17 protein-coding genes are annotated in these 24,087 nt (G+C 60.0%); 11 read left to right on the top strand and 6 right to left on the bottom strand.

The window, feature by feature from the left end:
* The first annotated feature begins 16 nt into the window (after positions 1 to 16).
* The 4 genes from IPK59_07410 to IPK59_07395 all read left to right on the top strand — a co-directional run bounded on the left by IPK59_07410 (position 17) and on the right by IPK59_07395 (position 7,367).
* Positions 17 to 1,915, top strand: coding sequence for a propionyl-CoA synthetase (locus tag IPK59_07410; GenBank protein MBK8158590.1), 1,899 nt, complete (start codon positions 17 to 19; stop codon positions 1,913 to 1,915).
* Positions 1,916 to 2,072: 157 nt separating this feature from the next.
* A complete protein-coding gene (locus IPK59_07405; GenBank protein MBK8158589.1) occupies positions 2,073 to 3,398 on the top strand; it encodes a trypsin-like peptidase domain-containing protein in 1,326 nt (441 codons plus the stop codon).
* Positions 3,399 to 3,539: 141 nt separating this feature from the next.
* Positions 3,540 to 4,358 carry a transporter substrate-binding domain-containing protein gene (locus IPK59_07400; GenBank protein MBK8158588.1) on the top strand — a complete coding sequence of 273 codons (819 nt, stop codon included), beginning with the start codon at positions 3,540 to 3,542 and terminating at the stop codon, positions 4,356 to 4,358.
* Positions 4,359 to 4,385: 27 nt separating this feature from the next.
* Positions 4,386 to 7,367, top strand: a complete 2,982-nt coding sequence (locus tag IPK59_07395; protein MBK8158587.1) for a GAF domain-containing protein — start codon at positions 4,386 to 4,388, stop codon at positions 7,365 to 7,367.
* A gap of 99 nt (positions 7,368 to 7,466) precedes the next feature.
* On the opposite strand, the gene IPK59_07390 is transcribed toward IPK59_07395, so the two are convergent.
* On the bottom strand, positions 7,467 to 9,212 hold the full coding sequence (locus IPK59_07390; GenBank protein MBK8158586.1) for a DEAD/DEAH box helicase: 1,746 nt from the start codon (positions 9,210 to 9,212) through the stop codon (positions 7,467 to 7,469).
* 368 nt (positions 9,213 to 9,580) lie between these two features.
* Complete coding sequence (locus tag IPK59_07385; GenBank protein MBK8158585.1) at positions 9,581 to 10,213, bottom strand: hypothetical protein; 633 nt, start codon at positions 10,211 to 10,213, stop codon at positions 9,581 to 9,583.
* Between the two features lie 287 nt (positions 10,214 to 10,500).
* Between IPK59_07385 and IPK59_07380 the strand changes: the two genes are divergently transcribed.
* Positions 10,501 to 12,018: an aldehyde dehydrogenase family protein gene (locus IPK59_07380; protein ID MBK8158584.1), complete on the top strand. Its 1,518-nt coding sequence runs from the start codon at positions 10,501 to 10,503 to the stop codon at positions 12,016 to 12,018.
* 46 nt (positions 12,019 to 12,064) lie between these two features.
* Here IPK59_07380 and IPK59_07375 read toward each other — a convergent pair whose 3' ends face one another.
* Positions 12,065 to 13,231, bottom strand: a complete 1,167-nt coding sequence (locus IPK59_07375) for an MFS transporter (GenBank protein MBK8158583.1) — start codon at positions 13,229 to 13,231, stop codon at positions 12,065 to 12,067.
* Positions 13,232 to 13,807: 576 nt separating this feature from the next.
* Here IPK59_07375 and IPK59_07370 point away from each other — a divergent pair.
* From IPK59_07370 to IPK59_07360, 3 genes are all read left to right on the top strand, one after another.
* Entirely contained in the window at positions 13,808 to 15,379 is a 1,572-nt protein-coding gene (locus IPK59_07370) for a hypothetical protein (protein ID MBK8158582.1), read from the top strand.
* The gene (locus IPK59_07365; protein MBK8158581.1) at positions 15,376 to 16,077 is read left to right on the top strand and encodes a hypothetical protein; all 702 of its coding nucleotides are present in this window, start codon (positions 15,376 to 15,378) and stop codon (positions 16,075 to 16,077) included. Before IPK59_07370 ends, IPK59_07365 begins: the two co-directional genes overlap by 4 nt.
* Positions 16,078 to 16,168: 91 nt before the next feature.
* The gene (locus tag IPK59_07360; protein MBK8158580.1) at positions 16,169 to 16,873 is read left to right on the top strand and encodes a hypothetical protein; all 705 of its coding nucleotides are present in this window, start codon (positions 16,169 to 16,171) and stop codon (positions 16,871 to 16,873) included.
* Here IPK59_07360 and IPK59_07355 read toward each other — a convergent pair.
* Positions 16,870 to 18,258 carry a PLP-dependent aminotransferase family protein gene (locus tag IPK59_07355; GenBank protein MBK8158579.1) on the bottom strand — a complete coding sequence of 463 codons (1,389 nt, stop codon included), beginning with the start codon at positions 18,256 to 18,258 and terminating at the stop codon, positions 16,870 to 16,872. The two genes, IPK59_07360 and IPK59_07355, sit on opposite strands and share 4 nt — an antisense overlap.
* A 120-nt stretch (positions 18,259 to 18,378) precedes the next feature.
* Here IPK59_07355 and IPK59_07350 point away from each other — a divergent pair, with 120 nt between their 5' ends.
* Together IPK59_07350 and IPK59_07345 are read left to right on the top strand one after the other, a co-directional pair.
* Positions 18,379 to 18,618: a hypothetical protein gene (locus IPK59_07350; GenBank protein MBK8158578.1), complete on the top strand. Its 240-nt coding sequence runs from the start codon at positions 18,379 to 18,381 to the stop codon at positions 18,616 to 18,618.
* Positions 18,619 to 18,745: 127 nt separating this feature from the next.
* The gene (locus tag IPK59_07345) at positions 18,746 to 19,912 is read left to right on the top strand and encodes an acyl-CoA dehydrogenase family protein (GenBank protein ID MBK8158577.1); all 1,167 of its coding nucleotides are present in this window, start codon (positions 18,746 to 18,748) and stop codon (positions 19,910 to 19,912) included.
* A gap of 10 nt (positions 19,913 to 19,922) precedes the next feature.
* On the opposite strand, the gene IPK59_07340 is transcribed toward IPK59_07345, so the two are convergent.
* Positions 19,923 to 20,804, bottom strand: coding sequence for a 5-formyltetrahydrofolate cyclo-ligase (locus IPK59_07340; GenBank protein MBK8158576.1), 882 nt, complete (start codon positions 20,802 to 20,804; stop codon positions 19,923 to 19,925).
* A complete protein-coding gene (locus IPK59_07335) occupies positions 20,801 to 22,312 on the bottom strand; it encodes a UbiD family decarboxylase (GenBank protein MBK8158575.1) in 1,512 nt (503 codons plus the stop codon). The genes IPK59_07340 and IPK59_07335 overlap by 4 nt, the downstream gene beginning before the upstream one ends.
* 80 nt (positions 22,313 to 22,392) lie before the next feature.
* On the opposite strand from IPK59_07335, the gene IPK59_07330 reads away from it, so the two are divergent.
* Entirely contained in the window at positions 22,393 to 24,084 is a 1,692-nt protein-coding gene (locus IPK59_07330) for an SUMF1/EgtB/PvdO family nonheme iron enzyme (GenBank protein ID MBK8158574.1), read from the top strand.
* The last annotated feature ends 3 nt before the right edge of the window (positions 24,085 to 24,087 follow it).

Below are 24,087 nucleotides of genomic sequence, written 5' to 3'. Positions count from 1 at the left end.
GGAAGGATTTGCGGACATGTCGGGGAAGTTTGATGCCATTTATCGCCAATCAATCGAGCATCCGGAGATTTTCTGGGCGCATGCCGCGGCGGAGTTGCATTGGTTCAAGACCTGGGATGACGTGATCGACGGCAGCAATCCGCCGGCAGCGCGCTGGTTCTCCGGGGCCGAGTTCAATACCGCCTATAACTGCCTTGATCGGCATGTGGCGGCTGGCCATGGCGAACAGAATGCCATCATTTATGACAGCCCGGTCACCGGCACAGTCAGGCATATCTCTTATCGGGAACTGACGGACCTTGTCGCGCGCTTTGCCGGCGGCCTGGCCAAGCTCGGCATTGCCAAGGGTGACCGCGTCATCATCTACATGCCGATGGTGCCGGAAGCGCTGGTGGCCATGCTGGCCTGTGCAAGGCTGGGTGCCATCCACTCCGTGGTCTTCGGTGGCTTTGCCGCCAAGGAGCTGGCGACACGCATCGACGACTGCCAGCCCAAGTTGATCGTGGGGGCATCCTGTGGCATCGAAACCAATCGCGTTGTCGCCTACAAGCCGATGATCGACGAGGCCATTGCGCTCGCCAAGCACAAGCCGGCGCACTGCGTCATCCTGCAACGCGACCGCGCGCTTGCCAGCCTCGTGCCCGGGCGCGACCTAGATTGGCAGGACGTGGTGGCCGGCGCACAGCCGCATGATTGTGTACCGGTCGCAGCGACCGATCCGCTCTATATCCTGTACACTTCCGGCACGACGGGCGCCCCCAAGGGCGTCGTGCGCGACAATGGCGGCCATGCGGTGGCGCTCAACTGGTCGATGCGCAATATCTACAATATGGAGCGGGGCGAGGTATTCTGGGCGGCCTCGGACGTGGGTTGGGTGGTGGGCCACTCCTACATCGTCTATGCGCCACTGCTCTACGGGTGCACCACTGTGCTATACGAGGGCAAGCCGGTCGGCACGCCCGATGCGGGCGCTTTCTGGCGCGTCATTGCCGATCACAAGGTCTCGACCCTCTTCACAGCGCCGACGGCCTTCCGCGCCATCAAGCGCGACGATCCCGATGGAAAGCTGATTGGAAAGTACGACATCAGTTCGCTGCGTGCGTTGTTTCTGGCTGGCGAACGTTCCGACCCGGCCACTCTGGAATGGGCCGAAGAAAAGCTCCATGTGCCGGTGATCGACCATTGGTGGCAGACGGAAACGGGTTGGGCGATCGCGGCAAATTGCGTGGGGATTGAATTGCTGCCCATCAAGCACGGCTCGCCGACCCGGGCGGCGCCGGGCTGGGATGTCCGTGTGCTTGGCGATGACGGGCACCCGGCGAAGCCCGGTGAGATCGGCAATATCGTCTGCAAGCTGCCGCTGCCACCGTCGGCCTTTCCGACCTTGTGGAATGCCCCCGAGCGCTACAGGAAGAGCTATTTCGATCACTTCCCGGGTTTCTACGAGACGTCGGATGCGGGTTATATCGATGACGATGGCTATGTCTACATCATGGCCCGCACCGATGACATCATCAACGTCGCGGGGCACCGACTCTCCACCGGTGGCATGGAGGAGGTGCTGGCCAGTCATCCGGACGTTGCCGAATGCGCGGTGATCGGTGTCCATGACGAGGTCAAAGGTCAGTTGCCGCTGGGATTCCTGGTGTTGAAGTCAGGTATCAGCAAGCCCCATGACATGGTGGTTGCCGAGGCCGTCAAGCTGGTGCGTGACAAGATTGGCCCGGTTGCGGCCTTCAAGACGGCGACTGTCGTCGACCGGCTCCCGAAGACTCGTTCTGGCAAGATCCTGCGCGGCACCATGCAGAAGATCGCCGACGGAGAAGCCTTTAATATGCCGGCGACAATTGATGATCCGGCCATTTTGGGCGAAATCGAAGGGGCATTGCAGGCGGTTGGCTACGCGCAGAAATAGGCAGCCGGCGTTTCTAAAAAAGTTTATCTGGCCCGTATTTTTCTCTTTACAGTACGCTCTTTGTTCTCGAGGATGATGCCTTAATCGTGGGGTAGCGGATAACGCGCGACCTGATGGGGGCATCATGGAACTGGGTTACCTAAGGCGCCGCGCTGTCATGCTCGGCGTGCTGCTGGCGTCTATGCCGATGCTGGCTTCCTGTGCAGGGAAGCCCATTTCTCCCGTGGCGCAAATGACCAGTGCCGCCGCCAGCGGCGAAGACTTGGCGCCCATTCAACTCGACCGCGTGATGTTCAATCTCGATCGCGGCCAGCAGATCGGTGTCTACCGCGGCGGGGGCACCTGGACCGGATGTGGGCGGGATCTTACGAGCGACCTCATTCACTGGAACAGCGGCAAAGTGATGGCGCGGGATGAGGAGTTGCTGGACATATTCTATCGCGAAATGAGCGCCGCCAATTATGACGTGGTGGGTGATCCGGACGTCCTGTTTGGAAACTACGGTGATGCGCAGAGGGATGCGGAATTTCTGGTCGGCGGACGCATCGATACCATCAGTATGGATATCTGCGATGAGGTATCCGCATGGTACGGTAAGCCGCTTGGCAAGCAAAGCGGGACCGCAGCCCTGACAGTGACCTGGCAGGTTTTTTCCACGCTGGATGAAAGTGTGGTTCTCGAGACGCAGACGAGCGGCTCTGCTGTCCTGAAAGAGGGCGTGCCGGATGGCGAGGTGGCGCTGCTGGTTCGCGCCTTCGCCGTAGCGACACGCAATCTCGGCGCTGACCGGCGATTTCATGATGTGCTGCTGCGCGAGGGTCGTAGCCAGCATGTGGCGACGACGCTGGCACCTTTGGGCGGCTGGGGAGAGGTGCCACGGCAACCGGTTCTGGGAATTCCGGCGCTGCAACCCTTCACCGGCGGCATTGGCACCAACATGACGCGCGTCCAGGCCTCCGTCGTGACGATTACCACTGGGACATCACAAGGCTCGGGCTTCTTCGTGACGCCCACGCTGGTTCTGACCAATCACCATGTAGCGCGCAATGCTGCGCGGCTAAAACTCACGCTGATCACCGGCAACGAGGTTTTTGCGACTACCTTGCGCAGTGATGCCAAGCGCGATGTGGCTTTGCTGCAAGTTGAGAGCGGAACATTCACGCCGTTGCCCCTGCGACTCAATCAGGTTGCCCTCACCGAGGAGGTCTTTGCCGTCGGATCGCCAATGTATGAAAGCCTGGCTGGCACCGTGACGCGCGGTATCGTCAGCCAATTCCAGCAGGATGAGTATGGGTTGCCGTTGATCCAGGCCGATGTCACGATCCAGCCAGGGAGCAGCGGCGGGCCGCTATTGGACGGTGAGGGCAGCGTCGTTGGGATATCGCAAGCTGGGCTTACCGATACAAACGATAATCTGGTCGGCATAAACTTCTTTGTGCCCATCGCTGATGCCTTGCGGCAACTCAATATCGTGCTGCAATGAGCCAGACACGCTGCTCAAGAATACCCTTTTCCCCCTCATTATTCGCCAAATAGGGACTATTCTTGCCGTATATTTCACACTTAATGGATCGTTAAAGCCGCGAAGCTAAATTGTCCTCGGTGCACGGCGCGAGGCAAGAGCATGCGCATACCGGTGACAGTATTTACCCGGGTTTTGGCGGTGATCATCGGAATCGCCGCGACCAGCAGTGCCTGGGCACAGGGCCGGGACCCTGCCCGTGATTTCGGCTGCGCGGAGCCCATTCGCATCGGGGTCATGGAATTCGGCGCCATGTATCACGACGGTGCGGGAGTAGACGCCGACTTGATCGGTGAACTCATGTGGCGATCCGGTTGCCTCTTCGATATTCACGAGATCAATCGGGCTGATCTCTGGCCGGCAATTGAAACCGGCGCAATTGACATGGCCACCAACTCCATCGCGACCCCAGGGCGCGAAAAATTGGCGCGCTTCGTCACATTTTTCGGCATCAAGAACATGCTCGTCATGCCCGCCGCCGAGGTTGGCACAACCTTCACCCTGGATGCCTTTGTGGCGAAGCCAGAATGGCAGATCGGCCTGGTGCGTGGCTTCCGCTATGGCAATTACTATGACTATCATTTGAAAGTTCTGCTGGGCGATGACCGCGTGGTCGAGTTTGCGACGCAGAAGGATCTATTCGACGCGTTACGAACAACGAGAGTCCAGGCCATTCTGGCGCCGTCGATTCACTACTTCTTCTATCTCACCGAAGAAGAGCGCGGCGCATTTACCCTGGTCAACGCATCGCCGGCACCGCCCACCCCAAGCGGACTTGCTCTCTCCCGCACCAAGTTCAACGCTGCCCAGGTCAACAACTGGCTGCGGCTCGTCGAGGGGATGCGTCTTGATCGCACGTTGCATCGATTTACGGAACGTCACCTTCTCAAGGTCGCTGCGGCTACCATGATCGAATACTGAAAGCCGAGCAAAAGGCAGGAGCATGCAATGTCCGCCACCGGACAACTGAAGAAGCCACCGTTGGAAGTGCCCCTGCACCTGCTGGGCGTTATCGGCGTTACCGCGCTGTTGGTCGTCGTCGTCGCGACCTTTGCATGGCATACCTATCGTGGCACCCAGGACATCCTGCTGACAACCTCCGCCGAAACCACCCGATACATCCGGGATACGCTCAGCGAAAAGGTTCAGCGCATACTTTCACCGGCTCGCAACCAGATTACGTTGCTGGCGCATAGCGGCTTGTCGGGTGCTGATACATTGGCCCAGCGCCTTGCCGAACTTCCGCTCATTGTCGACGCGCTGAATGAGAATCCCATCACCGATGCGCTCTACGTTGGTTATCCCAATGGTGAATTCATCCTGTTTCGCCCACTGCGTAATGACGAGGTTCGCCGTGTTGTCAAAGCACCGAAGACCGCCACATTGGTGGTACAATCCATAACCCAGGATGCGGTGGGCGCCATGATCGGCGAGTATCGATACTATGATGCAGATCAGAAACTGCTCGATATGCGCTTTCAGCCGGACTATCGCTATGACCCACGAACCAGGCCCTGGTTCCAGATGGCATCAAAGCAACCAGGCACCATTCTGACCGAGCCCTATGTTTTCTTCACGACGAAACTGGTTGGAGCCACCTTGGCCAGCAGGTCAGCAGATGGCGCCGTCATCGTGGCGCTTGATCTCACGCTGGAATCGATCGCAGCCGAACTGAAGAGTATTCGCATCACGCCCTCTACCGAATTGGCACTCGTTGGGCGAAGTGGTCAGGTCGTTGCCTATCGTGACAGTGCCAAGATGACGGCTGCTCAAAGCGATGGCTCGCTGCGTCTCGTCACTATCGATGAGCTGAGATTGCCAGCATTGGTTGCTGCCTCCAACCTGCTGACCGGCCCGAAAAGTCGCGACCAGGTAAAGTTGGACGGTCGCAAGTGGCAAATCTCGACCGCGAAGATTGAAATTCAAGGCAATAACTCCATCAACATGCTGATTGCGATTCCTGAGGACGAACTTTTCGCGGGTGCGCGGAGTATCGTTGGAAGCCAGCTGCTGATCGCGCTTGTCATTCTCCTCGCCGCGATTCTGGTGGGCTGGCTTGGGACCAGGTTACTGGTGAAGCCCATCAATCGGCTGGCACGGGAGACCAAGGCGATTGCCACCTTTGACTTCGAAAAGGACGTCAAGGTGAAGACCATCATTTCGGAGGTGGGTGATCTCGGTCGTTCTCTCAACCGCATGAAAGTGACGATACGGAAATTTCTCGACATCGGTCATGCGTTGTCAGCAGAGCGGGAGTTCCGGCCACTGCTGGACCGGGTGTTGCGCGAGACGATCGAGCTGGTTGAAAGCGACGGCGGCGCGATTTACCTGTGGCATGAGGATGAAGGGATGCTTCATCCCGAAATCGTTCGCTGGCACGATGATGAGATGGCTGGTCCGGACGCGCATGCGAAATCACTGCCGCTGCAGGGTGCCGGCTTATTGGGCGAGATCGGGGAGGCCTTGACCGAAGGTCGGATCGCCCTGATTGAAAGGCGGCTTGAGCCTGACGAACTTGAGGCGCTTGGCCTCAATGAACTGGTCGAACGTGAGCAGGCCGTCCGCATGGCGCTCATCATCGTTCCGCTGTTCAATCGCAAGCAGCAGGTGCTGGGTGCCCTCTTGCTGACCAAGGCCATTGGTGTCGGACAGGGATCCTGGACAGTCAGCAATCGATTGATTGAGCTTATTCGGGCCGTCAGTGGCAGTGCCGGGGTCGCCATCGAAAACAAGCAGTTGCTTCAATCGCAGAAGGATTTGATGGATGCGCTGATCAAGCTGATCGCGGGTGCCATTGATGCCAAGTCGACCTATACCGGCGGCCACTGTGCGCGTGTGCCGGCCCTGACTCGGATGCTGGCCGAGGCGGCCTGCGCCCGCACAAATGGACCGTTCGCCGACTTCAATCTGTCTGCTGAGGAGTGGGAGGCGGTCGAGATAGGTTCCTGGCTCCACGATTGCGGCAAGGTGACGACACCGGAATACGTGGTCGACAAGGCGACCAAGCTGGAGACCCTCTATGACCGCATCCATGAAATTCGGATGCGGTTCGAGGTCCTCAAGCGCGATGCAGAAATTGTCTATTGGCAGGGTCGTCTCAACGGGCAGGATGAACCAACTCTTCGCGCGGCGCTCAATGCGTCCCTTCGGCAATTGGATGAGGATTTCGCCTTCGTCGCTGCATGCAATGAGGGCGGAGAATTCATGGAGCCAACAAAGGTCGCGCGGATCCAGGAAATTGCCCGGCGCACCTGGCGACGGACCTTAAGTAACCGCGCCGGTATCTCCTATGAGGAAAGGAAGCGTATGGATCGGACGCCGGAGCCAGCGCTTCCTGTCGACGAGCCGCTGCTTGCTGACCGGGACGACCACATTACGCCATACGAAGCAAAGGATGTGATCAAGCAGGACAATCCATGGGGCTTCAAACTCGATATGCCGCGCCACAAGATGAACCGGGGCGAGATCTACAATTTGTGCATCGGCCGCGGAACACTGACTGAAGAGGAACGCTACCAGATCAACGACCACATCTCGCAGACGATCATCATGCTGCAGAGCTTGCCCTTCCCGAAACACCTTCGGGCCGTGCCGGAGATTGCCGGTGGACACCATGAGAGGATGAATGGGATGGGATACCCCAAGCGGCTGAAGCAGGGTGAGATGTCGCCGGTCGCGCGCATGATGGCGATCGCCGACGTGTTCGAGGCACTGACCGCCGCTGACCGACCCTATAAAAAGGCGAAGAAGCTCAGCGAGGCGATCAAGATCATGGGGAGCATGAAGAAGGAACATCATCTCGACCCAGACCTGCTCGATATCTTCATCGAAGAAGGCGTCTGGAAGCGCTATGCGGAGCAATTCCTCGACCCGGAGCAGATCGATCAACCGGATCTCGAAGCTGTGCTGCGAACCAAACCGGCCGCCTAAGGCAATCCCGCTTCCGAAGAAAAACCGCCGGACAGCTGATGCTGCCTGGCGGTTCCCTGTTCATTCAGTCAAGCCAACGCTTGACTGGATCGAGCTATGTCAGCGCGCGGGGCGGCTGCTGCCCGGACCACGATGGACACCTGGCTTGCCGCGTTCACCCTGTTCGGCACGGGCGCGATAGTCGATGCGGCGATGTTCACCATCGGGGCGCACCGGTTCGCGGCGCGGCTCAGCAGCACGGACCGGTGCTTCGCTGCGACGAACTTCGTTGCGCTGACCGCCGGCCTGGCGGCGTTCGGCTTCAAAGCGGCTTTCACCACCTTCATCACGACGCGGCCGGTCGTCACGGCGCGCCGGGCGTGCATCGCGCGCCTCCGGCTGCCGGTTGTGACTGCGATCGGCGCGAGCTTCGCCACGCGGTTGCGCGGCACGCTCGGTGCGCGGCTGGCGGGCTTCCTGTTCGCGGAAATCGCCACCACGGAAGTCGGCATTCTTGGCCGGGGCACGGTCGCCACGCGGGGCATGGCTACGTTCGCCACGGCCTTGGCCACCACGATTGCGGTCACCGCCGCTATGTCCGCCACCATTGCCACCGCCACGACGCGGCCCGCGGCCCGGATTACGTTCCTGGGTGCGCTCCTGGTCCTGACGGATGCTCTGGGCACGATGCAGCGTGATCTGCTCGCCACTGGCCGCCTCACCACCGCTGGACTTCGCCAGGGGATGATCGTCGACCACGGGGATCTTCATGCGCACGACCTTTTCGATGTCGCGCAGCAGGCTGCGCTCTTCGCCGTCGCACAGGCTGATCGCAATGCCGGTGGCGCCGGCACGGGCGGTACGGCCGATACGGTGCACATAGCTCTCCGGCTCGAGCGGCAAGTCATAATTGACAACGTGGCTGATGCCGTCGACGTCGATACCGCGAGCAGCGATGTCGGTCGCGACCAGCACCTTGACACTGCCATTGCGGAAGGAGCCCAGGGCGGTCTGGCGGGCGCTCTGGCCCTTGTTGCCATGGATTGCGGCGCTGCGGATGCCGTCACGCTCCAACTGCTCGGAAACGCGGTCAGCGCCACGCTTGGTGCGCGTGAAGACGATCGAGCGAGTGACGCCCGGACCGTTCAGCAGTTCAGCGAGCAGGCGGCGCTTGTTTGTCTTTGACACCATGTAGACGATCTGGTCGATACGCTCGGCGGTGGTCGATTGCGGGACCACTTCAACGCGCTTCGGCTTGGTGAGGAGGCTGTTGGCGAGGTCAGCGATTTCGTTCGGCATGGTGGCCGAGAACAGCAGAGTCTGGCGGCGTACCGGCAGCGTGGCCACGATCTTGCGAATGTCGCGGATGAAGCCCATGTCGAGCATGCGATCGGCTTCGTCGAGCACGAAGAATTCGACCGATGAGAGCGATACATGGCCCTGGTTCATGAGATCGAGCAGGCGGCCCGGTGTGGCGACCACGAAGTCGATGCCGCGGCGCATGGTGTTGATCTGCGGGACCGAGCCGACGCCGCCGAAAATCACGGTCGAGCGCAACGGAAGGTGCCGCCCATAGGTCTTGATGCTGTCATTGATTTGGACCGCGAGCTCGCGCGTCGGCGTCAGGATCAGGGCGCGCGCCGATTTGGGCTGCGGCTGCTTGCGGTTGGCCATCATCCGCTGGAGCATGGGGAGGACGAAGGCGGCCGTCTTGCCGGTGCCGGTCTGGGCGAGACCCAAAAGGTCATGACCTTCGAGCAGAGCGGGGATCGACTGGGCCTGGATGGGGGTGGGTTTCGTGTAACCGGATTCCGTCACGGCCTGCATCAACGGCTCAACCAGGTTGAGCGAGGCAAAATCCGCCAGAACATTGGTGACGGGGGTGGTTTGGGTATGCGTATTCAATGCCGTAATTCCTTTTGGCAGTTTATTGTCATGCCGCAAGGGAGTTACGCGTGCGCCGATCGGCGCGCGGGCAAATAGCCAGCGGGCGAACCCAAGGCGCGCCTGCTCAGGAATCTATGACGTGGGATATGTATCTCGGGATGGACGCCGAAAAAGTGGCCATAAGGAAGCGGCCAAACCAGGGCGTAAGCGCGCAATCCACGAGAAATGCCCGCGAGATATGAAGCCCTGGGGCCTATATGTCAAGGCAATTGACATTTACCCTCGCCATGCCCGACCTGTGCCGCCCGCATGGCTAACGAAAATACGTCGCTTTCGCAGACGCTTAGTCAGTCTGGTTTGATTTTGTAGAGAGTCGCGGACCACTTCAGGAAGGAAAGGAAATCGGCATAACCGATCTGATACTGGCCAGAATTGTCCCGAATCCTCCCGCCAAATTCCAGATAGGGATTCTGGGTTGGCTGGTAGATCTTGGGATCATTGATGATGAGCTGCAAGTTGTCCGGACCACCGTCGAAGCCCACGATCAGCACAGCCCGCTTCTCTACCTTGCTCTCGCCTTCATTCGGGGCGGGCTCGATCTGCACCAGGATCGGCCGCTCGAATTTGATCTCCTGAACAATGTCGGCGGGCGGGATCGTCTTGGCCTCTTTCCACCGCATCGCGATCGGCACCTCGCCAAAGGATTCATGAGCGTACTGGGAATAGCCTTTGACAACACGGCTGACCGCAGAAAACTCGCTTTCCTCGGGTGACTTGTAGCAGTTCTGCGTTCCGGTCAGGTAGAAGGCGAGGCTGCATTGCATCTCGCCGGGACCGGTATTGGGCACGTCGTAATAGACCATCAGCATTTCGGCGACACCGGCCCAGGCTTGGCCAGGGGCCAGTTCAGGGGCGGGTTCGATATCCAGAATGGTCTCGGCGCGCGCTGACTGGGCAAAGGCGAAAAGGGCGGTTGCCATACCTGCCAACAGGACCAGATGGCATTTCCGTCCAAAAGTTCGTTTCTGCAGGCGTGCCATTTCAGGGTATCTCCAGTAACTGCATCTAGAAGACCATTCTTGCTGGGTTGTTGCCCGAGAGCAAGCGGGCGCCGGCCCCCTAAGTTCCCAGCGAAGCTGGCTTCAAACAGCCCGGGTGTTGCCAAAGTTCCAGGGATCCCGGCTATCGGGCGGATTGGGCTGGTCTGTTGACAAGTTCGCTGCGTCTGGCGCATGCATGGGCGCTTTTCATTTGGAGTTGTCCCGTCATGAAACTCGACAAGATTTTGAAGGCCCTCGGGCTCGATGCCAAGTCCCTGAAAAAGGGCGATCTCATCGTCCGCTCACCGATCACCGGTGGCGAAGTTGCGCGCCTCGTTTGTGACGATGCCAAGGGTGCCACCAAGAAAATCGCCCGCGCCCAATCCGCCTATCTTGCCTGGCGCCAGGTGCCGGCGCCCAAGCGCGGCGAACTCGTGCGCCTGCTGGGTGAAGAGTTGCGCGCTAACAAGGCAGCCCTGGGTCAACTGGTCTCGGTCGAAGCCGGCAAGATCGTCACCGAGGGTTTGGGCGAAGTGCAGGAGATGATCGACATCTGCGATTTCGCGGTCGGCCTCTCGCGCCAGCTTTACGGCCTGACCATTGCCTCGGAACGTCCGGGCCATCGCATGGCAGAGACCTGGCATCCGCTCGGTGTCGTCGGTGTCATCACCGCTTTCAACTTCCCGGTCGCTGTCTGGTCCTGGAACTCGGCTCTGGCGCTCGTCGCCGGCAACTCCGTGGTGTGGAAGCCCAGTGAAAAGACGCCGCTCGTGGCCCTGGCTTGCGCGAAGATTTTTGCGAAAGCCTCGCACCGATTTGCCAAGGAAACCGGTACGGCCATTCCCGAGGGTCTGCTGGAAGTCCTCATCGGCGCACGTGAAGTTGGTGAAGTCATGGTCGACGACCCGCGCGTGGCCCTTGTCTCGGCGACGGGCTCGACCCGCATGGGTCGCGAAGTGGCGCCACGCGTGGCGGCCCGCTTCGGCCGGTCGCTGCTGGAACTGGGCGGCAACAACGCCATGATCGTCTGCCCGTCGGCCGATCTGAAGCTCGCAGAGCGTGCCATTCTCTTCAGCGCCGTCGGCACTGCCGGCCAGCGCTGCACCAGCCTGCGCCGCCTCATTGTGCACGAAGAAATCTATGCAAAGCTGCTTCCGCGCCTGAAGAAGCTTTATGGCCAGGTGCCGGTCGGCAATCCGCTGGAAGCAAAGACCCTCATCGGTCCGCTCATCGACGCGGCCGCCTATGAAGCGATGCAGGCAGCGCTCAAGCAGGCCAAGGCCGAAGGTGGCAAGGTGACCGGGGGTGAACGCGTCAGCGTCTCTGGTTGCGCCAATGGCTATTACGTTCGCCCCGCCATCGTCGAATTGCCCAAGCAGAGCGCGGTCATGACTCATGAAACCTTCGCGCCGATCCTCTATGTCGTGAAGTACCGCGATTTTGCCGATGCCATTCGGGTGCAGAATGATGTGCCGCAGGGCCTCTCCTCCTGCATCTTCACGCGCGATGTGCGCGAAGCCGAGTTGTTTACCTCGGATGTCGGTTCCGATTGCGGCATCGCCAACGTCAATATCGGCCCGTCAGGTGCTGAAATCGGCGGCGCCTTTGGTGGCGAAAAGGAAACCGGCGGGGGCCGTGAAAGCGGTTCGGATGCGTGGAAGGCCTATATGCGCCGCGCCACCAATACCATCAACTACTCTGACCACCTGCCCCTCGCCCAGGGCGTGAAGTTCGACGTCGGCTAAGTGAACCAGGACGGGGTGCGGGAAATCCGCACCCCTTCTTCTGTTTTCAGGCACGCGGGACCAGAAGCCAGATGCGTTCCAGCCATCGCTGATTGGCGGTGGCAAGGCCGATGACGCCGGCGGCACCGGCCAGGAACAGGAACAGTCCAGCCGGACCCCAGGCCTGCATCGCAAGCCCCGCGCCGATCGGCCCGATCGCGGCGCCAATACCATTCACGAACAGCAATGTCCCCGTGGTCGCCAGGGTGCAGCCATCGCCGGCACGGTCGTTGGCGAGTGCCGCTCCCAGGCCATAGATTGGCGCCATGATGGCGGTGAGCAGGCCAAACAGGGTTGCCAGCATGACAAAGCCGGCACTCGAGAAGGCAAAGAGGGCGAGACACAGCACGATCCCGAAGACGATCACGATCTTGGCCACGGCGATCCGCTCCCGCGCCTTGTCCGAGAAATGACCGATCGGAAACTGCCCGGCAATGCCGGCGATGGCCGCGACCGTCAGCATGACCGAGAGATCGTTATTGTCGAGGCCGGTCTCGACGGCATAGCTCGGCAACAGGCCATGAAGTCCGCCATTGACGATGCCGGAGCCAAAGCAGATGGCGAGCGCCACCGGTGGAACGGCCCTGAAGTGCCGCAGGGTGAGGCTGCCATGGGAGGGCACCGGCAATTCGACACGGCGTGACAGCAGCACCGGCAACGTCGTGAAGGCAATAAGTGCGCCGGCGATTATGAAGCTCGTCATTCCGCCGCTGCCTTCCGCCAGGACAGCAATGGGCGATGCACCCGCCGTCAGCCATGAGGCCGTCATGTAGACGCTGTAGAGGCGGCCTCGATTGCCGCGGCTGGCCAATACGTTCAGGAGGCTCTCGGCAATGGTGTAGATCCCGGCCATGGCGAAGCCGCAGGTGGCTGACAGCAGCAGCCAGAGCATGACATCAAACAGCACGGCATGCGCCAGCAGGCTCAATGCCGCGAGCAGAGCTAGTGCCGCGATCGTCTGGCGCGCGCCATAGTGCAGGATGAGGTGCCGGCAGATCTGCGTGCCGCCGAGATAGCCGATCGAATAGGCCGAGGCCACGAAGCCGATCATGCCCGTCGAAACGCCGCCTTCCTCCAGCCGTAGCGAAATGAGGGGGGAGACAAGCGCCAAGGCGGTTTCGAAGCCGGCGACGGCGATGAGGGCCGGCATGAAGAGGACAAGGGGTGCGCGCATGATGGGTACTCGGGTCGACAGTCGACGATAGCCTGGACAGGGGCCGGGCAGGACGAGAACCGGACGCTGCCTGGAGGCGCGTCCGTTCCGGAACGTCGTAAAGCTCAGAAGGTCGTAAGGAGCTCTAGCGTTCGATGTCGCCGCGTTCGAGCGGCCCGCTCGGCGGCAGATCCGGCAGGCAGACAAGCGCGTGCTGCCCGAGCCAAAGCCCGGTCAGGTCCCTCGCCTCATGTCGCCGCGGATAGGTCATCGAAAGCACCTCAGTGAGAAGTGTAAATTACCTTCTAGATGCCGAAAAGTAAACGATCGTAGTGGTATAGGCGCTATGCGTTGAATGAATGTTCAGGGATTTCAAGGCGCTGGATTACTCGCGAGCTGAATTCCTGATACGCGTGTTCTATTTTTGTTCTTTACGAAATAGGAATTAAATGATACAAGCAAAAGGAGAGACAGCAAACGCGGAGCCACCTTATTAGGCCAAGACCATCAGCACCGCAGCGGCAATCCGCCTGGCCGCCGCATATCGAAAACCGTGCCGAACCGAAGCCGGCGCCGAAAGCCGCTGCCAATTCGAATGTGCTGGGGGTTTGGGAGAACGGCGTCTTCCGCTTCAATTCCCCGGAGGCGAAGGAAACTTGGGATCGTGAATCCTATGAACAGGGGGTCAACACCGACACCTGGTCCTTCGGCAAAGAGATCGATGCACAGAGTGCCGGCTTAGCGCAGGCAGGACTCGCTGGCACGGCAATGCCGGGCCTCTATCGGGGGCCAGACGGCAAGTATCGCCTGATGAACCTGAAGACGATTGAATCTCAAGCCGCCCGCGATCATCGCAACCGTGATTTAAAAGGCATGAAGCTGGCGCAGCTTGAGTCTGCCACGACGATGCCAGGGGTTGATGAGTGGGTAGCGAAGTGGAAGTCAGCGCAGGCGCCGGCGAACAACAATGAGTCAGATGATTCCAACAATCGAGCGGTCCGGGCGTCGACGCATTATCAATCCGATGCGACAGGAGAGAGCGTCTTGCGATTGCGACCCTACGAAGGTCGGAGCGGGTTTCGAGAGTCGACGCAAGGTGAACGCGATACGGCGCGGAGTCTTGCCGACGCCGTCATGGGTGACTCAATTGAAGAGATACGCGCTGGATTGACCGCGGCAGAGGCGCTGCTGAATGGCGGTACCTTTACCGAAACTTATGACGATGAACGCAAGAAGGAGGAGACCGAAAGCCAAGCGATAGAAGAACGGCTCGGCCTGTTAAATCCTGCGATCCAGCTTGGTGTGGGTCTAATTCCTGTCGTAGGCGACGTTTCGGGAGCTTTCGCAGATATCAAAGACTGGAGAGCGAACGGAGAAGAATGGGGTTTGGACGACTATGGCATGGCCCTCGCAGGTGCCGCGACGCTCACGCCGGGCCGTAAGGGACTTAAGAGCGGCAAAGAACTGATCGACGGTTTGGTTGATAAGGCCAGACCATCGCTGAAAGGCGAAAGTGACGAAGCTCTTCAGTCCGCTGACAATGCTCGGAAGAGTGACATCGACGAAGAGGCCGCCGACGGCGCGATTAAAAATCCGGAGCAGGCGACATTCGATCCGAGATCCTTCTTTCCGAAAGACGAGAATGATATTTTGACAAAGAAGCAGGCGCTAGACTTGCCCGGTGAGAAGGTCGGCCTTTGCTGGGTCGCGGAGCCAGAAACACATATCCCTCACGCGGCTGCGTACGAACGAGAGGGGAATGGCTATGTCTGGTCTGAAAAGCACAACATGCCGGCAAAACCATCGCTTCGCTGGGACAATCCTGACGGTGATGACTTGGTGAGATTTGATAATATAGATCCAACTCCTCAGACAACTTACTTGATTGTTTTGGTCGATTCCAAAGCAGACGTTCCTCCATCATTTTGGGGTGCGGAGATTACCGCGGCTGCTGATGTTCGGCGACAGGTCAATGCTGTTCGGCAGAATAACAAAGTGATTGATGGTCCGAAGTTCAAAATCAGGTATGAGCTACCGGACGAAAGTCGTGCTCAGGACATGACCGCGCTCATTAATCGCTTGGGATATGGAGATGAGGTCATTGTGCAGGTAAGGGAAGCATCGCAGCAGGCACAAGATATGTTCAAAAAACTGAGGAAAAAGAAATGAAAAAGTATCGCGTGGATCTATGGATCTATCAGCGTCCGGACCCGAACGAGTCCATCGACGAACTTTATGCCGAACTAGCTCGACGAATGATCGCTTTGAACTCGCCACTATCTTGGAAGGGGGCGTTGGTACCGCCGGCACCCGTTCGAGATAAAGGAGATCTAGCCGCGTGCTACAGCGTAAAATACACCGATACTGCTCTCAAACATTATGGTGCTTATCGTATCAGAGACGCGCGTTACATCTACGATGAGAAGACTTCCGACGACACATTCGCTTTTGACACAAAAAAATTGAGCGCAAACGAGTATCAAAACATGTTGCACTACCGGTTCCCGGAGGTGATGGATGCCGTGCGCGGGTACCGTGCCGCAGCATATCTGGATTATCACTCTTCGAAATACTCTCAACTGCATCAGGCCCAACGGCGCAAACTCATCGAGCAGGCCAACGCCGATCCTGATGGTCGGAACAACATTTTTACGCTCAATGTCGCCCAGTTCTGGGACGCTGAACTCTGCCGGCGCGCGCTCGGCTACGGGCGTGATGAGGTGATCAAGCGTCTTACCAGCAAGGTGCCGTTGGTGAAGCCATTGATAGATGGGGTCTATGTCGTCTTCAACGACAATCCGGATCTCACATTCGAGGAGTTCTGCACCTACAACGACCGGCTGAAGCCGGTGCTTGGATTGCAGTAGACAGACGTTGGGGTAAGTGCACCGAAGGCTGCTGAATTTTCGGGCGCGCGGGGAATTGCACGAGCTACGTTCTGATTGGAGTTCGTAAGCCATGAGACGCCACAACTTCCGTTTTTACATGCACTATCGTGCTCGACATGACGTCTCTATTGAGGCGCGGCATGCGGCGTTCACTGAGAAAATGATGAAGCTGCCAGAGCCGCTAGGCTGGCAGGAAATTGATGTGCCGCCGGCTCCGGATTGTGGCGATGAGCTTGGCGCCAGTTTTGAAGTTTCCTATCCAACCGCAGACTTGGAGTTGGATGGCCGATATGTGTACCGAGGCGAGTCTTACCATTCTGATGATGAGTCCACTTACGACGACAAAGTCTGGATTACGTTTGTTCCCAAGAACTTGAAAATTAGTTATCCGGCAATGCTTCGCGAGCATCTGCCACGCGCGATGAGTGCCTTCGAAGGCTATGCTGGCCACGGGTATTTTGGCGGATACGTTGTGAAGTACGAAGACCTGCATGCAGATGAGATTCAATCGCTTCAAAACAAGCCGGGAATTGATGTCAATGGTCGAAACAACATTTTCACGCTAAACGTCGTTCAATATTGGGATGCCGAACTATGCCAACGAGCGCTTGGCTTCGGGCGTGACGAAGTGATCCGTCGTCTTAACGGCAAGGTGTCCCTCGTGAAGCCGCTGATGGATGGTGTTTACATTGTCTTCAACGACAATCCAGATCTCACCTTTGAGGAGTTCTGTGCGGTGAATGATCGGTTCAAGCCGATCCTTGGGATTGTCTAGACGATCGTCGTCGCAAACACCTCGCACCGTTGTGCCAATGCATCGCCGACCGCGCTCAGCGCCTGATCGAGTTTCGTTTGATCGGGTGCTGCACCCAGGCAGAGGCGCACGGCTTCCGGCGGTGTGTCGGTGACGGCAAAGGCGTCGCTTGGCGCTACGGCAACTCCCTGCCGCTGCAGATGCGCGACGAAGGTGGCGCGGGGCCATGCGGGCGGCAGCTTCAGCCAGATATGATAGGCCTCGGGCGCCGTGCGGATGTCGGTGCGGGGGAGGCGGGCGCTGACGAGGCGCTGGCGGGCGATGGCTTCCTGGCGCAGGGCGCCGAGCAATCGGCCGGCGATTCCTTCCACGATCCAATGAGTGGCGAGTGCCAGCATCAAGGGCGGCGGCATCAGGCTGGTCGCACGCAATGCCGAGGTCAGGCGATCTGCCATGCGCGTGTCGGGCACCACCATGTAGGTGACGCGCAGGGCGGGGTTGAGCACTTTGGCGAGGCCGCCGAGATAGATCGTGATGTCGGGTGCCAGCGCTGCGATTGCCGGCGGTGCCTTGCGGACCAGCGGGCCATAGGCGTCGTCTTCGATGATTGTGAGGTTATGACGACGCGCGATGGCGATGATCTCGTGCCGGCGCTGTTCGGACATCGTCGCAGTGGTGGGGTTGTGCAATGTCGGCACACAATAGAGCAGCTTCGCACGGCCGGCCGCACAGGCGGCCTCCAGTGCCGCGGGCAGCATGCCTTCATCGTCCATCGCAATACCTTCGAGCCAGAGGCCGAGATGTTCGGCGGCGGCGCGGAGGCCCGGATAGGTGAGATCCTCAGTCAGGATGCGGTCGCCCGCCTTGGCATAGCTGGTGAGGATCGCGGTGATGGCTGCCTGCGTGCCACCGGCGATCAGCAGGCGACTAAGGGGCACGTCGGCAAGGCGGCCCTGCAGCCAGCGTGCGCCGGCCGCGCGGTCTTCGAGGGTGCCGGCGCTGTCGCGATAGGTCATCAGTGAGAGAAAGTCCGGTCGCGCTGTCACGGTGGTCACACCATCGCGCACGAGATCGGCAAGGTCGATGTCGGCCGGCTGCGGCGGCAGGTTCATGCTCATATCGACCGGTGAGCGATCGGCAGTTTCCCGCAATGGCGCGCGCACGAAGGTGCCGCGGCCGATGGTGGCGTCGATGAGGCCACGCCGCCGCGCTTCGGCATAGCCGCGGCTGACCGTGGTGAAGTCGATGCCGAGCTGGCTCGCCAGCGCGCGCTGGGTCGGTAGCTGCTGGCCGGGCACGATGCGGCCCGATTGCAGATCGGCCGCAAGGCGATCAGCGATGGCGAGGTAAAGCGGGCCGGCTTGGCGCTTCAGCTCGGGCTGCCAGGGGCGAGTCTTTTTGCGCATTGAGTGCGTAGTCTTCCATGCATTTCTTTCGCAGATGCATACAAAAGTAAATGAATGCAGTCAATTGACATTGCTTGCTGGATGGCTCATCTACACAACAACGGTTTGCAGGAGAACGTGATGAAACGCTGGATGCTCGCCTATTCGCTGACCTCCGCCGGGCTGATTGCCTTTGTCTGTGTGGCTCTCTGGGTGTTCAATGATTTCAAGGGATTGGATATCAGCTGGCAGGGCATGGCGGCGCTAATCGTCGGTTCGGTCCTGGTGTCGGGCCTCAGCATCGCCTTGATGGCGTTGGTCTTTTGGAGCAATCGTGGCGGGCATGATGAGGATGCCCATGACCTCACGCGTCATCCCTAGCAGCGAAACAATTATACGATCGTAAAATAGATCTTTTCGTCAGCTTCGCAGCCGGTATAGGATAGCAAGCCAATTCAGGGCGCTGCGTCAACGCCGCGTCCGTCCGTGCCGCGATAGGGACCCTGTCATGCCGTTTGATTTCCAGCCGACCGACGAGCAGCGCATGCTGGTCGAGACTACCCGCGCCTTTGTCGAGAACGAGCTTTATCCCGTCGAGCGCGAGGTCGACAAGTTGGGGCATGTGCCGGTGGAGATCGGCCAGGCGATCAAGGAGAAGGCCAAGGCGCTCGGTCTCTATGCCGCCAACATGCCGGAATCGGTGGGGGGCGGTGGCCTCGACGTCATGTCGCAGATGTTATTCGAGCGCGAACTCGGCAAGGCAAATTGGGCCGTACAGAAGTTCGTCGGTCGCCCGTCCTATATCCTGATGGCGGCCAAGGATGAGCAGATCGAAAAATACCTGCTGCCGACGGTGCGGGGCGACAAGATGGAAGTCTTTGCGCTGACCGAACCTGGTGCAGGGTCCGATGCCATGTCGATCACGACGCGTGCCGATGCGGATGGCGACGATTACATCATCAAGGGCGGCAAGCATTTCATCACCGGCGTCGGGACGCCGGACTTTGCCATCGTGTTTACCGTGACCGGCGTCGATGAAACAAAGCGGGGCCCGCGCAAGCGCATTACGGCCTTCCTGGTCGATCGCGACACGCCGGGCTTCACGATTCGCCGCGGCCCGCGCTGCGTGTCCTACCGCGCCTATGACAATTTCGAGCTGTTCTTCGACAATGTGCGCCTCAACAAGCGGCAGATCCTGGGCGAAGAAGGCAAGGGCTTCGAGGTGGCGAGCGAATGGCTGCTGGGTGGCCGTGTCTTCATCGCCGCCAATTGTTGCGGCAAGGCCGAACGCGCGATGGAACTGGCGCTGGATTGGGCGGCGACGCGTAAGCAGTTCGGCCAGACGATCGGCAAGTTCCAAGGCGTTTCGTTCAAGCTTGCCGACATGAAGACGGAACTGGCAGCGGCCGACGCGCTCACCGCCTATGTCTGCTGGAAGCTGCAGAACGGCACCATGACCAATGGTGATGCCGGCATGGCCAAGCTGTTCGCAACCGAGATGCTGGGGCGGGTCACCGATCAGGCGATCCAGGTGTTCGGCGGCATGGGGTTGATGGAAGAGCTACCGCTCGAGATGATGTGGCGAGACGCCCGCGTCGAGCGCATCTGGGAAGGCACCTCGGAGATCCAGCGGCATATCATCTCGCGCGAAATGCTGCGCGCGAAAGAGCAGTAGCTCGCCGCTGCTAGGGCACCAGCGTCGCGCGCAAGGCCTTCAGCGCGGCATGGATGCCGTCATCCTGCACCCGTGGAATGAGCTTGCCGAGATAGGCGTCCACGTCGGCGGGCGCCTGGACAGGCGTGTCCTGGCCCTTGCTGGCCAAGCTCCAGAGAATGTAATCGAGCAGCGGCGCCCTTTCACTCGGCACCACGGATAGCAGGGGCTGCAAGGCGGCGCTCAATTCATGGGCGCCGAGTTCGCCGGCATAACGCGGGTCAGCTTCCTCTGCGTAACAAACGGCTGAGGCACCGCGTGTTGCCACGGCGAGCGATGCCGATCGGTCGGTGACGATGCGTCCCATAGGAACATCATGAGGTTGCGGTTTGATGCTGGGTAGCTGAAACATGGCAAAGCCGACGCCGATCACTTCCGCAGGCTTCTTGCGCGCTGCCAGCGTCCGGTCGAAGAAACCGCCGCCATAGCCGAGGCGATAGAGTGCTGCATCGAAGCCGACAAGGGGGGCAATGATCGTCTGCGGCAGGATCTCGATGTCCGTCGCCGGGATGGGGATGTCCCAGATGCCGCGCGCCATCGCACAGCCTGGCTCCCAGGGGCGGAAGGTCAGCGGTTCGCCGATCCTGGTGCCCACCGGCAGCGCGATCTCGACGCCCTCGGCGGCGAGCGCCCGCATAAGGGGGCGGAGATCAGGCTCGCCGCGGAATGGCCAATAGAAACTGATCGGCCCCTCGGCCTCCTGCAACAGCGGATGCAGCCGTTCCATCAGTGCGGCCGTCATGCCTTGGCGCAGGGTAGGTGGTAAGGCGGTACGCGCAGCCAGGATTTTGCCGCGCGCTTCCTTACGCCACGGCTTCACGGCATCCCAATTGCTGGGAGCTGCGGTCGTCACTTCCAGATCGGCTTCCCGCTGCCCGGCAGACCGAGTTCGGTCCAGCGCGCGCTCACGCGGTCGATGATGTTCTGGTCCATGGCAATCTTCTCTCCCCATTCGCGATGGGTTTCCGGCGGCAGCTTGTTGGTGGCATCAAGCCCGATCTTGCCGCCCAGCCCGCTTTCCGGTGAGGCGAAGTCGAGATAGTCGATCGGCGTACGCTCGACCAAGGTGAGGTCCCGCACCGGATCCATGCGGGTCGCGATCGCCCACATCACGTCCTTCCAGTCCCGCGCATTGATGTCGTCATCCACGACGATGACAAACTTCGTGTACATGAACTGGCGCAGATACGACCACACGCCGAACATCACGCGCTTGGCGTGGCCGGGATAGGCCTTCTTCATCGACACGACGGCGATGCGGTAGGAGCAGCCCTCGGGCGGCAGCCAGAAATCCACGATCTCCGGAAACTGCTGGGTGAGGAGCGGAATGAACACTTCGTTCAACGCTTCACCCAGCACGGAGGGTTCGTCCGGCGGCCTTCCGGTGAAGGTCGAGAGATAGATCGGATCCTTGCGCATGGTGATGGCGCTCACCGTAAAGACCGGGAAGGGTTCGACCGAATTGTAATAGCCCGTGTGATCGCCATAGGGACCTTCGTCGCGGTAATCCTCAAGCGAGACGTGGCCTTCCAGCACAATCTCGGCATTGGCCGGTACCTGCAACGGCACGGTCTTGCAATCGACGAGCTCAACCTTCTTGCCGCGCAGCATGCCGGCAAAATGATACTCCGACATCGTGTCCGGCACCGGCGTTACGGCAGCCAGAATCGTGCCGGGATCGGCGCCGATCACAACGGCAGCGGGGAAGGGCTCACGTTTCGCAGCCCCCCAGCGCGCATGATGCTGCGCACCGCCGCGATGCTTCAGCCAGCGCATCAGGGTCTGATTTTTCCCCAGTACCTGCATGCGATAGATGCCGAGATTGAAATCGTCCGACTTGCCCTTGCCCGGACCCTTGGTGACGACCAGCGGCCAAGTGATGAGCGGCGCAGGCTCCCCCGGCCAACAACCCTGTACCGGCAACGCGCCGAGGTCGATTTGATCGCCGGTCAGCACGACGTCCTGGACTGGTGCGTAGCCGACGACCTTGGGTTTCATGGCGAGCGCGGTCTTCAGAAGCGGTAACATTTCCCAGGCTTCCTTGAATCCACCGGGCGGCTCCGGTTGCTTGAGGAAGGCCAGGGTCTCGCCCAAGGCACGGAGGCCCGATGGTTCCCGGTCCATGCCCCAGGCGACGCGTTCGACTGTCCCCAACAGATTCACCAGGACGGGCATGGTGTAGCGCTTGCCCGTTTCCTTCGAGACCGGATTTTCGAACAGCACGGCCGGCCCGCCTTCCGCCAGCAAGCGTGTCTGGATTTCGGTCATCTCGAGATGCGGGTCGACGGGCGCCGAGACACGCACCAGGCGGCCGCTGCTCTCGAGTTTGGAAATGAAGTCGCGCAGGGATTCATATGGCATAATGCGGGCAATCTAGCGGGTTTCGCCGGCATCGGCTAGGCTTTGGGCGACCCCTCAGTCTGGTCGGATCGGAGACAGAAATGCACCGTCTGGCACTGTTAATTGGCGCGCTGCTCACTTTGTCGATCGCATCGGCCCAGGCCGAAACTCGGCTTGCCTTGGTTATCGGCAATGCGAAATATGGCGCCGAGATGGGAAAGCTGCCCAATCCGGCGAATGATGCATCGCTGATGGCGGATACGCTTGCCGGACTCGGCTTCAAGGTTACCAAACTGGTCGATGCCGATCAGAAGACGATGAAGCGCGCGATATCGGATTTCGGCTCCGCGTTGATTGCTGCGGGTCCGGATGCTGCCGGGCTGTTTTTCTACGCCGGACATGGGGTGCAGATTGCCGGCGAAAACTACCTCATCCCCTTGGGCGCGAAAATCGAGAAGGAGGCGGATGCGGAGCTAGAAGCCGTGCCAGCCAACTGGATCCTGAAGCAGATGGAGTTCGCCGGTAACCGAATCAATATCATTATTCTCGATGCCTGCCGCAACAACCCGCTGGCTCGCGGCATGCGCTCGGCCGATAGGGGGCTGGCGCGCATGGATGCGCCCAAGGGCAGCTTCATTGCCTATTCAACGGCGCCCGGCGAGACCGCGGCCGATGGCGATTCGAAGAACAGCCCCTATACCAAGGCTCTTGCCAAGGCGATGCTCGAACCGCGTGTTGCCATCGAGGAGACCTTCCGCAACGCCCGGATCGATGTCCTCAATGAAACCGGCGAGAGGCAGGTGCCCTGGGAATCCTCGTCGCTGACCGGTGCCTTCTACTTCCAGACCGGTGCTGCCAAGGTCGCCACCGTGCAGGCCGCGGAACCAGAGGCTCCGGCGCCTGCTGCAATTGCACCCGAGGCACCGACTACCGCGGCCAAGACTCTGCCGGACGGCGTAAAGGCGGGGCAAGCGATCAAGGATTGCCCGGACTGCCCCGAACTCATAGCAATTCCGCCGGGGAGTTTCCTGATGGGGGCGGAGAAGGGGGAGGACGACGCCACCGATGCCGAGTATCCGCAGGCGAAGATTGCCGTGGCGCCGGTTGCGATCGGCAAGTTTGAGGTGACGCGGCGTGAATTCGCAGCCTTCATCGAAGCGACCGGATATCAAGCAAACGAGAATTGCTGGAGCCCGACCGCAAGCGGCGCGTTTGAGGTCGTCAAGGGCCGTGGCTGGCAGGACCCTGGTTTTGCCCAATCGGATGACGACCCGGTCGTCTGTATCAGCGCCGACGATGCCGAGGCCTATGTCATATGGTTGAGCAAAAATGCTGGCAAACGCTATCGCCTGCCGAGTGAGGCGGAGTGGGAGTATGCTGCCAGAGCCGGTATGACCGGACCCTATTATTGGGGCGACGACGAAGATGCCTTCTGCGCCCATGGCAACATTGCCGATGACGCCGCAGCGAGTCATTTCAATGGCTGGACGACCGTCGATTGCGACGACGGGCATGTCTTCACGGCGCCGGTCGGATCTTACAAGCCCAACGCTCTTGGCCTTTTTGACATGCTGGGCAATGTCAAGGAATGGGCGGCTGATTGCGGGACCAACGACCTTGAGGGGATCGGACCAACGGCAAAGGCGCGCCGTTCAGGCGATTGCAAACTGCATATCGTCCGCAGCAGCGCCTGGGATTCACTGCCGTCGATCGGGCGGCTATCATACCGCGAAGTCAACAAGGACAGCAACGCCTATTGCAACTATGGCTTCCGGGTGGCGCGGGACTTTTGACCC

Source organism: Rhodospirillaceae bacterium, assembly GCA_016712715.1.
In the GTDB taxonomy this organism is placed as follows: Bacteria; Pseudomonadota; Alphaproteobacteria; order Dongiales; family Dongiaceae; genus Dongia.
The sequence above is the reverse complement of the archived record's forward strand: the minus strand, read 5'-3'. Positions and strand labels throughout refer to the sequence as shown.

Excerpts from the sequence above, each read along its gene's own strand:
- IPK59_07385 (MBK8158585.1), bottom strand. The coding sequence starts at position 10,213 with ATGGCAACCGCCCTTTTCGCCTTTGCCCAGTCAGCGCGCGCCGAGACC.
- IPK59_07395 (MBK8158587.1), top strand. The coding sequence starts at position 4,386 with ATGTCCGCCACCGGACAACTGAAGAAGCCACCGTTGGAAGTGCCCCTG.
- IPK59_07360 (MBK8158580.1), top strand. The coding sequence starts at position 16,169 with ATGAGACGCCACAACTTCCGTTTTTACATGCACTATCGTGCTCGACAT.
- IPK59_07350 (MBK8158578.1), top strand. The coding sequence starts at position 18,379 with ATGAAACGCTGGATGCTCGCCTATTCGCTGACCTCCGCCGGGCTGATT.
- IPK59_07375 (MBK8158583.1), bottom strand. The coding sequence starts at position 13,231 with ATGCGCGCACCCCTTGTCCTCTTCATGCCGGCCCTCATCGCCGTCGCC.
- IPK59_07330 (MBK8158574.1), top strand. The coding sequence starts at position 22,393 with ATGCACCGTCTGGCACTGTTAATTGGCGCGCTGCTCACTTTGTCGATC.
- IPK59_07355 (MBK8158579.1), bottom strand. The coding sequence starts at position 18,258 with ATGCGCAAAAAGACTCGCCCCTGGCAGCCCGAGCTGAAGCGCCAAGCC.
- IPK59_07345 (MBK8158577.1), top strand. The coding sequence starts at position 18,746 with ATGCCGTTTGATTTCCAGCCGACCGACGAGCAGCGCATGCTGGTCGAG.
- IPK59_07365 (MBK8158581.1), top strand. The coding sequence starts at position 15,376 with ATGAAAAAGTATCGCGTGGATCTATGGATCTATCAGCGTCCGGACCCG.
- IPK59_07410 (MBK8158590.1), top strand. The coding sequence starts at position 17 with ATGTCGGGGAAGTTTGATGCCATTTATCGCCAATCAATCGAGCATCCG.
- IPK59_07400 (MBK8158588.1), top strand. The coding sequence starts at position 3,540 with ATGCGCATACCGGTGACAGTATTTACCCGGGTTTTGGCGGTGATCATC.
- IPK59_07405 (MBK8158589.1), top strand. The coding sequence starts at position 2,073 with ATGCTCGGCGTGCTGCTGGCGTCTATGCCGATGCTGGCTTCCTGTGCA.
- IPK59_07335 (MBK8158575.1), bottom strand. The coding sequence starts at position 22,312 with ATGCCATATGAATCCCTGCGCGACTTCATTTCCAAACTCGAGAGCAGC.
- IPK59_07380 (MBK8158584.1), top strand. The coding sequence starts at position 10,501 with ATGAAACTCGACAAGATTTTGAAGGCCCTCGGGCTCGATGCCAAGTCC.